Here is a 9,941-nt window from a genome sequence, read left to right on the forward strand (position 1 = left end):
ACCATGCTGCGCCTCTTCGATGTGGGCGTCCCGGTCGTGACTTCGGCGATCGCCATCTGGGCCGTGGCGACCTACCCCATCACGGAAGCCAGAGCCCTGGCTGTTCGCAGGGAACTGGAGGAACGCCGTGGGAGGACGGGGCCGGTTGTTTCCGAGGACGCGCCGTCGTGAGGCACCCGGGACGCCTTCGCGTGGCCTGGAGTGGGCCGTGAGAGCCGGGCGACCGTGCCGCCTAGCGTCGATCGTGCTGGCGACCTTGCTGGCAGCCATGAACCCGGCATCCGGCGGCTAGTCCGGGACTTCGTGATCGAGGCGGCGCGGCCGGCCCTTCCGCGACGACTCCCCGCGCGCCAGCACCACCACCGCCCCCAGGATCATCACGCCCCCGACCAGCCCCAGCGGCGCCAGCCGCTCGCCCAGCACCAGCGCCGCCAGCCCCACCGAGATCACCGGCTCGATCGTCGACAGCGTCGAGGCGCTGGTCGGTCCGATGCGCTCCAGCCCCGCCAGGAAGGTGACGGTCGCCACGACCGTCGAGATCGCGGCGATGGCGGCGATCCAGCCCCAGCCGGCCGCCGTGGCCGGCCAGTGCGGGCCGCGCGCCGCGACCAGGCCGACGTAGACGACGGCGGTCGCGGCCAGGATCACCGCCGCGGCGGGGATCGGCGGCACGGATTTCAGCAGGTGGGTGCCGTAGATGATGTAGAGGGCGTAGATCACCGCGGCGCCGACGCCCAGGGCGATGCCGGTCGGCGTGCCGCCGCCGCTGAGCCCGATCGTCAGTACGGCGCCGGCCAGGGCCAAGCCCAGGGCGAGCGTCTTGCGGCGGGTGAGGCGCTCCTTCAGCACGACCACGGACAGGATCGCCACCAGCGCCGGGTAGAGGTAGAGGAGCAGCGAGACCAGGCCGGCCGAGGCGTGCTTCAGCGCGGTGAAGAAGCAGATGGACTGCCCGACGTAGCCGGCGGCGCCCATGGCGATCAGGCCCAGCAGCGTCCGGCCCCGCGGCCAGGGCAGGCGCCGCGCGAACATCACCGGCAGCATGATCGCCGTGGCGAACGTGAAGCGCAGCAGCAGCAGCGTGACCGGGTCCACGCCCGAGCGGTAGGCGAGGCGGCCGAAGATCGGCATGGCCCCGAACGAGAGGGCGGACAGGAGGATCAGGCCGAAGCCGGCGAGCCGGCGGCGGCGGTCGGCGCGGCCCGATCCTCCCTCGCGCATCAGAACGCGCTGATCAGTCCGACGCTCAGCCGCGTCTTGCCGGCCTCCACGTCGCGCCCGCCCTCGAGCATCAGGCGCAGGTTGCGGTCGAGCAGGTGGTTGGCCGTGAGCGAGACGGTCTCGCGATCGGCGGTGTCGTCGTCGGACGCGACCCGGTTGTAGAGGCACGACAGCGCCCAGCGGCCGTCCTGCCCCTGCGGGAAGTAGTGCGCCTCCAGGAAGCCGCCGCGCGTGCAGTACGTGTCGCCGCCGACGAAGAACGGGTCGTCGTCCTCGCGGTACAGGAACTGCGCGTTGAGCTGCGACTTCGCGCCGACGTCGACCACCAGGTCGGCGCCCAGGTAGTAGGTGTCGTTCTTCAGACGCGTGCCGGCGTTGTCCTGGGTCCGGCCGAGGTAGCCGAAGCCGCCCAGGCGCGCCATGCCGGTCTGCTTGGCCAGGCGCAGGGCGAAGTTCTTGTACTTGTCGTTGTCGTGGTTCTTGAAATCGGACACGTTCGCGTCCTCGGCGGCGCCGATGCCGTTGCCGTCCAGGATCATCGCCGTGAAGGCGACGTCGCCGGGCAGCGTGCGCAGGAACATCAGGCCGCGGTCGTAGGTGAGGTCGATGGGGGAGCCGCCGACCTTGGCCTTGTAGATCAGGTAGTCGAAGCGCTCGAGGCGCAGCTCGCGCTTGAAGAGCGGGTCGCAGACCTGGAACTGTCCGAAGATGAGGTCGAAGCCGCTGCCGGCGGCGTCGTTGAGCTGCAGGTAGGCGTCCTCGAGGCCGACGACCTCGCCGCGCTCCATCAGGAAGTAGAAGTAGTAGGACGTCTTGGGCCCCACCGGTCCTCCGGAGAGGATCTTCCAGACCCAGGGCCACTCGATGTCGATCTCGGCGTCGGCGTCCTCCTTGTACGAGAGGTAGCCCTCCATGCGCGCGGCCAGCGGCAGGTCGCGCGGCAGGCGCAGCAGGGGGTCGCCCACGTCGAACACGGCGCGCACCGGCTCCTGGCCCTCCTCCATGCGGAAGCCGCGGCCGGCGAACTCCTCGCCGTAGGGCTTGAGGCGGGGGAAGGGCGCGTGGCAGGTGGTGCAGGAGATCTGGTACTTGCGGGCGAAGGCCGGGATGGCGCCCGCGTCGTTCACGTCCATCAGCAACGCGACGCACGACAGGGCCGCCAGCGCGGCGAGAGTGAGGATTCTGCGGTTCATGTCGGACTCCCTTCCGCGGTCAGAGGACCTCGAACGTGGTGATGTGGGTGTTGATCTTCACGGGCTCGGATTCCTCGCGCGGCACGTTCATGTATTCGGCCACCGAGGAGACCAGGCGCGAGTACCAGACTTCGGCCGTCACGGTCATCGGCCCCGGCGCCGCGTCCTGCGGCAGCTTCCAGGTGAAGGTCTCGTTCACGGCCGCCAGCGGCGCCAGCCGGTAGTCCGGCCCGAACGAGGCCGTGTTCCACTGCGCGATGGTCATGCGGCCCTGGGGGTCGAGGTAGGGCAGGCGGAAGATGCGGTCGCCGGCTGGCACTTCGCCGTCGCGCTTCAGGCCGGGGAAGTCGGCCAGGCCCTTGATGTCGCCGATGTCCTGGTAGGCCATCGCGGTCGCCGACGCGATCGTCAGCTCCTCGCCCGCGAACCCCTTCGCGTCGACGGGGAGGTGCCAGGTCTTGCCCGCGGCGTCGGTGGCGGTCACGTGCAGCCAGAGCACGCGTTCCTCGGCCGACCCCGACGGCACCTTGTGCCCGGCCTTCGCGTTGACCAGGGTCGCGCTCAGCCGCACGCTGTCGCCCGGCTCGGCTTCGCGGGACTCGGGGTGGATGCGCACCTCGACGACGCCGGCGAGCTTGCCGTTGTCGTGGGCGCCGTGGAAGAGGTGCTGGCGCACGTCGGGCAGCGGCTCGCCCATCGTCGCGCTGCGGCCGGCCGCCGGGGGCATGTGGCAGTCCTGGCAGACGATGCCGGCCTTGCCGTGCGGGCCTTCCTTCCACTCCAGGTGCGTGCTCTTGACCCACAGGCCCCAGGGGTCCTTCTCGTTGTGGCAGGTGCCGCAGAACTCGGCGGTGCGCAGGAACGGGTTCTCGACGGTGTCGTGGTGCGGGCTGACCCGGCCCGCCCGCGGCCCCTGCTTGACCCGGCCCGGCTCGCTGATCCAGTTGAAGTTGAAGGGCGTGTCGCCCTCGAAGCCCGTGATCGAGTGGCAGAGGTCGCACGACACGCTCTCGTTGGCGCGCGAGCCGGCCTCCGGATGCGGCGGCGGCACGTCGCCGGCCAGGAAGGCGATGGGCGCGTGGCAGCCGTTGCAGCCGGCCTTCACGCCCGCGACCTTCGGCTCCTTCTCCGCGTGGGGCACCGCGAGGCCGAAGTACTCGATTGCGTCCCAGTGGTGGGTGTAGGCCTGCGACATCATCGCCTGCTCGTGCTGGCGCGCGATGTCGATGTGGCACGTGGCGCAGACCTGCGGGCGCTCGTAGTCGTCGTAGCTGCGCGTGCCGAGCGCGGCGTCGCTGGCGGGCGTCGCCGCGACGGTCGCGGCGGCGAGCAACAGCAGCGCCGGGCACAAAACCGCTAACCGATGTGGGAATCGCATCTTGACCTCCGGATCGATGTCGGCGGGCGGAGCCGTGGACCTAGGCGAGGTTGCCAAGCGAGGGTAGGCCCACGGCGATCGGGCGTCAAGTGGATGAAATGACGATCTCAATGGCCGGCGCCGGACGGGCGGTCGGCGAGGTCAGGCTCTTTCCTGCAGGAACCGGCGGCACGCCGCCACGATCCGGCCGGTGGCCAGGCCGTCGCCGTAGGGGTTGATCGCGCGGGCCATCGCGGCGTGGGCCGCGGGATCGGCCAGCAGGCGCGTCGCCTCGGCGACCAGCAGTTCCTCGTCGGTGCCCACCAGCTTCACCGTGCCTGCCGACACGGCCTCGGGCCGCTCGGTCGTCGCGCGCATCACCAGCACCGGTTTGCCGAGGCTGGGGGCCTCCTCCTGCACGCCGCCCGAATCGGTCAGGATCAGCGTGGCGCGGTCCATCAGCCGCACGAAGGGCAGGTAGGGCAGCGGCGCGATGAGGTGGACGTTGTCCAGGCCGCCGAGCAGTTCGTTCACCGGCGCCTGGACGTGCGGGTTCAGGTGCACGGGGTAGACGAAGGCGTGGCCGGGGAAGCCGCGCGCCAGGCGGGCGATGCCGCGGCAGACCGCGCGGAAGCCCTCGCCGAAGTTCTCGCGGCGGTGGCCGGTGATCAGCACCAGCGGCCGCGTGCCGTCGACCAGGTCCGCCGGCAGGCCGGGCACCTCCGGCGGCGCGGCCAGCACGCGCCCGCGGGCGATCAGCAGCGCGTCGATGACGGTGTTGCCGGTGACGTGCACGCGGGCGACGGGGACGCCCTCGCCCAGCAGGTTGTCGCGGGAGGTGGCGGTCGGCGCGAAGTGCAGGTCGGCGAGCCGCGTCGTGAGCAGGCGATTGGCCTCCTCGGGAAAGGGCGCGCGCAGGTCGCCGGTGCGCAGGCCGGCCTCGACGTGACCCACCGGGATGCCGCGGTAGAACGCGGCCAGGGCGGCGCAGAAGACCGTGGTGGTGTCGCCCTGGACCAGGACCAGGTCCGGTTGCGCCCGCTGCAGGTAGCCGTCGACGGCCGCCACGGCGCGCGAGGTCAGGCCGGCCAGCGTCTGGTCGGGACGCATCAGGTCCAGGTCGTCGTCCGGGACGATGCCGAAGATGGCCAGCACCTGGTCGAGCATCTCGCGGTGCTGGGCCGTGACGCAGACGTGGGGTTCGAGATCCGGCTCGGCGCGCAGGGCCAGGATGAGTGGGGCCAATTTGATGGCCTCGGGGCGGGTGCCGAAGATGAGCGATACGCGGGACATGCCGCCTCCGTGCCTGGCGCGCCGCCCGTCGGGGTCCGGCGCGTGTTGATTTTCGTGCGGAGCGCCCTTACAATAGCCGCCCGAGCCAATCCCGAATAGCAGGAATGAGCATGGATCGTGCCCGTGCGGCGGTCGTCCGCGCCCCGGCCCGGTCGTGGACCCGGAAGGAAACCCCTTGAACGCCAAGCAGATCCGCGCCCGCTTCCTCGAGTTCTACGCCGAGCGGGGCCACACCGTGGTCGCGTCCAGCTCCCTGGTGCCGCAGGACGACCCCACGCTGATCTTCACCAACGCCGGCATGAACCAGTTCAAGGCCGTCTTCCTGGGCCTCGAGAAGCGCGACTACGTGCGGGCCGCCTCCTGCCAGAAGTGCATGCGCGTCAGCGGCAAGCACAACGACCTCGAGGAGGTGGGCCGCGACGCCCGCCACCACACCTTCTTCGAGATGCTGGGCAACTGGTCCTTCGGCGAGTACGGCAAGCGCGAGTCGCTGGAGTGGGGCTGGGACTTCCTGACCCGCGAGATGGGCCTCGACCCCGCCCGCCTGTGGGCCTCGGTCTACAAGGACGACGACGACGCCTACGCCATCTGGCGCGACGTCATCAAGCTGCCCACGGAGCGCATCAAGCGCCTGGGCGACCTGGACCAGGGCGACGAGGAGAACTTCTGGTCGATGGGCGACACCGGCCCCTGCGGCCCCTGCTCCGAGGTCTACATCGACCAGGGCGCGGACATGGCCTGCGACCACCCGCGGGGCTGCGCGCTGGGCGTCTGCGACTGCGACCGCTGGCTCGAACTGTGGAACCACGTCTTCATGGAGTTCGACCGCGACGAGACCGGGCGCCTGAACCCGCTGCCGATGCTCAGCGTGGACACCGGCATGGGGCTCGAGCGCCTGGTGGCCGTGGCCCAGGGCGTGCGCAGCAACTTCCTGAGCGACCTGTTCACGCCGCTGATCGATTTCGTGGCCGAGCTGTCGGGCCGCCGCCCCGAAGGCGAGGACCGCGTCTCGATGCAGGTCATCGCCGACCACGCCCGCGCCGTCACCTTCGCGGTGACCGACGGCGCCGCGCCCGCCAACGAGGGCCGCGGCTACGTCGTGCGCCGCATCCTGCGCCGCGCGGCGCGCCACGGCCGCCGCCTCGAGCTGCGCGAACCCTTCCTGTGGCGCTGCGCCGAGGTGGTCGTGCGCGAGATGGGCGCCGCCTACCCCGAGCTGGTCGAGCGGCAGGCCCGCGTCATCGACGTGATCCGCCGCGAGGAGGAGCGCTTCAACCTGACGCTCGACCGCGGCCTGCAGGTCTACGGCGAGATGCGCGACACGGCGCGGACCGCCGGCCGCGACCGCCTCGACGGCGCCGACGCCTTCAAGCTGCACGACACCTTCGGCTTCCCGCTGGACCTGACGCGCGTGATCGCCGGCGAGGACGGCCTGGCCGTGGACGAGGCCGGGTTCGCCGAACACATGGAGCGCCAGCGCGCCGGCAGCGGCAAGGAGCGCCGCTTCATGGCCGGCGTCGGCGCCTGGCTGGCGGTCGGCGACGCCGACCCGGCCCGCCAGCGCGGCGTCTTCACCGGCTACGGCAGCCTGCGCGAGGAGGCCCGCGCGCTCGGCGTGCGCCCCCTGGGTGAGAGTTCCTTGGGCGACGGCCGCTGCCAGCTGCTCTGCGACCGCACGCCCTTCTACGCCGAGTCGGGCGGCCAGATCGGCGACGCCGGCACGGTCGTCCTGGCCGACGGGTCGTCCTACGCGGTCTCGACGACCGTGGCCGATGAGGCCGGCCCGCTCGCGATCGTGGCCGCCGACGCCGAGGACCTCGCCGCGCGCCTGCGCCGCGACCCGCGCGTCGTGCTGGCGGTGGGACCGGACCGCACCGCCACCATGCGCCACCACACCGCGACGCACCTGCTGCACGCGGCCCTGCGGCAGGTCCTGGGCGAGCACGTGACCCAGGCCGGCAGCGAGGTCGGCCCCGAGAAGCTGCGCTTCGACTTCCACCACGACGGCGCCCTGGACGAGGTGCAGCTCGCGCGCGTCGAGGAGATCGTCAACCGCGAGGTCCTGGCCAACGGCGAGGTGCGCGTCCACCTGGACGTGCCTTTGGCCGAAGCCCGCGCGCGCGGGGCCATGGCCCTGTTCGGCGAGAAGTACGGCGAGACGGTGCGCATGATCGAGATCCCCGGCACCACGGCGGCGTTCTCGGCCACGGCGGCGTTCTCGCTGGAGCTGTGCGGCGGCACGCACGTCGCGCGGACCGGCGACATCGGGCCGGTGCGCATCACGGCCGAGAGCAGCAGCGCCGCCGGCGTGCGCCGCCTCGAGGCGGTGGCGGGGGAGCGCGCCCTGGCGCTGGCGCGCCGCGACCGTGAGCAGCTCGCGGCCGTGCGCGGCCTGGTCCGCCAGGACGGCGAACCCGCCGCACTGGTGGCGGCGGTCATGCAGGAGCGCGACGAACTGGCGCGCGAGCTGCGCCGCCTCAAGCAGCAGTCGGCCGCCGGTTCGCTGGACGCGTTGCTCGGCGGCGCGGTCGATGTCGCCGGCGTGCGCGTGCTGGCGGCCCGGGTCACGGCCGACGACCGCGACGCCCTGCTGGCGCTCGGCGACCGCGCCCGCGACGGGCTGGGCAGCGGCGTCGTCGTCCTGGCCGCGGAGTGGGAGGGCAAGGCGACGCTGCTGGTGACCGTCACCGCGGACCTCGTCGCCGGGAAGAAGCTGCACGCCGGCAACCTGGTGAAGGCCGTCGCCGAACGCGTCGGCGGGCGCGGCGGCGGCAAGCCGAACACGGCGCAGGCCGGCCTGCCCGAGGGGACGGTCGACGCGGCCCTGGCGGCCGTGCCGGCGGCCATCACCGACGCCCTGGCTTAAGAGGCCCAGGTTTAAGGGGCCTTGTCCCGGAGCGCCCCGTCGCCTATCTTCTGCATGATTGCGCAACGGCTAACCAGGAACGGAAGGGCTCGCAGCATGGAGTTCAAGGCAGTCAAGATCCCCGCCGGCGACCTGATTGAGGTGCGCGACGGCAAACTGGCCATCGGCGACAAGCCCATCATCGGCGTCCTGCGCGGCGACGGCATCGGCCTGGACATCACCCCGGTGATGGAGCGGGTCGTCGACGCCGCGGTGGCCAAGGCCTACGGCGGCAAGCGCAGCATCGCCTGGTGCCCGCTGTACGCCGGGCTCGAGGGCCTGCACCACTACGGCAGCGAGTTCCCCGAGGAGACGGTCGAGGCCATCCGTCACCTGAAGATCGCCATCAAGGGGCCGTTCACCACGCCCATCGGCGAGGAGACCCACGTCTGCCTGCACTGCGCCCACCAGCAGTACCACGACGGCAAGTGCGACGGCTGCGGCAAGGACGACGGCGTCTGCCCGCGCTTCCGCTCGATCAACGTGCGCTTCCGCCAGCACCTGGACCTGTACGCCTGCGTGCGCCCGGTGCGCTACTTCCCCGGCGTGCCCAGCCCCAACAAGTACGCCGACCAGGTGGACTTCGTGATCTTCCGTGAGAACACCGAGGACGTGTACGCGGGCCACGACTTCGAGCGCGGCAGCGAGACGGCGCTCGCGGTCATCGACCTGATCAAGAAGATGACCGGCCGCCAGATCCGCCTGGACTCGGGCATCGGCATCAAGCCGATCTCGGAGTTCGGCACCACCCGGCTCGTGCGCAAGGCGCTCGAGTGGGCGGTCAAGAACAAGCTGCCGTCGGTGACGATCGTCCACAAGGGCAACATCATGAAGTTCACCGAGGGCAGCTTCGCGAAGTGGGGCTACGAGACGGCCGCGCGCGAGTTCCCCGACGACTTCGTCACCGAGAAGAAGCTCTGGGACGAGCTGGGCGGCAAGCTGCCCGCCGGCAAGATCCTGCTGAAGGACCGCATCGCCGACTCCATCTTCCAGCAGATCCAGACCCGGCCCGGCGAGTACAGCGTCATGGCGCTGCCCAACCTCAACGGCGACTACATGAGCGACGCCGCGATCGCCCTGGTCGGCGGCCTCGGCCTCGGGCCGGGCGCGAACATGAGCGACGAGGTGGCCCTGTTCGAAGCCACGCACGGCACCGCCCCGAAGTACACCGGTCTGGACAAGGTCAACCCCGGCTCGCTGATCCTGTCGGCCGAGATGATGCTGCGCCACATGCAGTGGACCGAGGCGGCCGACCTGATCCTGCACGGCACCGAGAAGGCCATCACCGACGGCCGCGTGACCTACGACCTGGCCCGCCTGATGCAGGCCGAGGGGCGCCAGGACGTCGTGGAGGTCAGCTGCAGCGGCTTCGGCGAAGCGATCGTCGCTCGCATGTAGGGTTTCGTCGACAGAGTCGTGCCGAATCCCCCGTGACCGGGGACGCGCTCCGGACACCTCGTGTGTCCGGAGCGCTTGGCCTTCCGGCCCCTCCGCCATCCTGGCTGCGGGGCCTCCAGGACACCCCTGTCACGATGGGTTCGTGTCACCCTGAGCGAGGAGACATGGCGGCCGGAGCGGGGACGAGCCTGCGGTCGGATGCTACTCCACGAGCAGTTCGTCGACGAAGATGAAGGAATCGCCGCCGGCGCCGAGGTGCCAGGGGGGGAGGGCGCCGTAATTGACGGCGCGGAAGCGCAGGGCACGCAGGGCGGTGCCGTCGAGGGCGAGGGAGAGGTCGCGGATGATCACGGTGTCGGTGTCGACGGGGGTGTCGTGGGTGAGGCGGCCGGCTTCGTGGAAGGTGGTGCCGTCCGTGGAGACCTCGACGACTAGTTCTGTGGGCAGCACGATCCAGGAGCGGGTGTCCTGGAGGAAACCGGCGGCGACGTGGGTGACGGGGGTGGGGTGGCCGAGGTCCAGGACGGCGATGAAGTCCTGGCCCTGGTAGCCCTGCCAGCCGCCGGTGGCCCAG

General features: G+C 71.4%; 7 protein-coding genes. 2 read left to right on the plus strand and 5 right to left on the minus strand.

What is annotated here, in order from left to right; genetic code table 11:
* Nucleotides 1-288 precede the first annotated feature (288 nt).
* The 4 genes from Q7W29_12100 to wecB all read right to left on the minus strand — a co-directional run bounded on the left by Q7W29_12100 (nt 289) and on the right by wecB (nt 5,064).
* The gene (locus tag Q7W29_12100; GenBank protein ID MDO9172558.1) at nt 289-1,221 is read right to left on the minus strand and encodes an EamA family transporter; all 933 of its coding nucleotides are present in this window, start codon (nt 1,219-1,221) and stop codon (nt 289-291) included.
* A complete protein-coding gene (locus Q7W29_12105; GenBank protein MDO9172559.1) occupies nt 1,221-2,414 on the minus strand; it encodes a hypothetical protein in 1,194 nt (397 codons plus the stop codon). The genes Q7W29_12100 and Q7W29_12105 overlap by 1 nt, the downstream gene beginning before the upstream one ends.
* A 19-nt stretch (nt 2,415-2,433) precedes the next feature.
* Nucleotides 2,434-3,747: a NapC/NirT family cytochrome c gene (locus tag Q7W29_12110; protein ID MDO9172560.1), complete on the minus strand. Its 1,314-nt coding sequence runs from the start codon at nt 3,745-3,747 to the stop codon at nt 2,434-2,436.
* 186 nt (nt 3,748-3,933) lie between these two features.
* Nucleotides 3,934-5,064 carry a UDP-N-acetylglucosamine 2-epimerase (non-hydrolyzing) gene (gene wecB, locus Q7W29_12115; GenBank protein ID MDO9172561.1) on the minus strand — a complete coding sequence of 377 codons (1,131 nt, stop codon included), beginning with the start codon at nt 5,062-5,064 and terminating at the stop codon, nt 3,934-3,936.
* A gap of 175 nt (nt 5,065-5,239) precedes the next feature.
* Here wecB and alaS point away from each other — a divergent pair, with 175 nt between their 5' ends.
* On the plus strand, nt 5,240-7,930 hold the full coding sequence (gene alaS / locus Q7W29_12120; protein MDO9172562.1) for an alanine--tRNA ligase: 2,691 nt from the start codon (nt 5,240-5,242) through the stop codon (nt 7,928-7,930).
* A gap of 96 nt (nt 7,931-8,026) precedes the next feature.
* Nucleotides 8,027-9,367 carry an isocitrate/isopropylmalate family dehydrogenase gene (locus Q7W29_12125; GenBank protein ID MDO9172563.1) on the plus strand — a complete coding sequence of 447 codons (1,341 nt, stop codon included), beginning with the start codon at nt 8,027-8,029 and terminating at the stop codon, nt 9,365-9,367.
* Nucleotides 9,368-9,568: 201 nt separating this feature from the next.
* Here the strand turns inward: Q7W29_12125 and Q7W29_12130 are convergent.
* On the minus strand, nt 9,569-9,941 hold a 373-nt coding region (locus Q7W29_12130; GenBank protein ID MDO9172564.1), incomplete at its 5' end, for an alpha-mannosidase.

The organism is bacterium (assembly GCA_030654305.1).
Taxonomy (GTDB): domain Bacteria; phylum Krumholzibacteriota; class Krumholzibacteriia; order LZORAL124-64-63; family LZORAL124-64-63; genus PNOJ01.

Bases quoted from the DNA above. Each gene is read 5' to 3' on its own strand.
- Q7W29_12100 (MDO9172558.1), bottom strand. From the start codon at position 1,221: ATGCGCGAGGGAGGATCGGGCCGCGCCGACCGCCGCCGCCGGCTCGCC.
- wecB (MDO9172561.1), bottom strand. From the start codon at position 5,064: ATGTCCCGCGTATCGCTCATCTTCGGCACCCGCCCCGAGGCCATCAAA.
- Q7W29_12105 (MDO9172559.1), bottom strand. From the start codon at position 2,414: ATGAACCGCAGAATCCTCACTCTCGCCGCGCTGGCGGCCCTGTCGTGC.
- Q7W29_12125 (MDO9172563.1), top strand. From the start codon at position 8,027: ATGGAGTTCAAGGCAGTCAAGATCCCCGCCGGCGACCTGATTGAGGTG.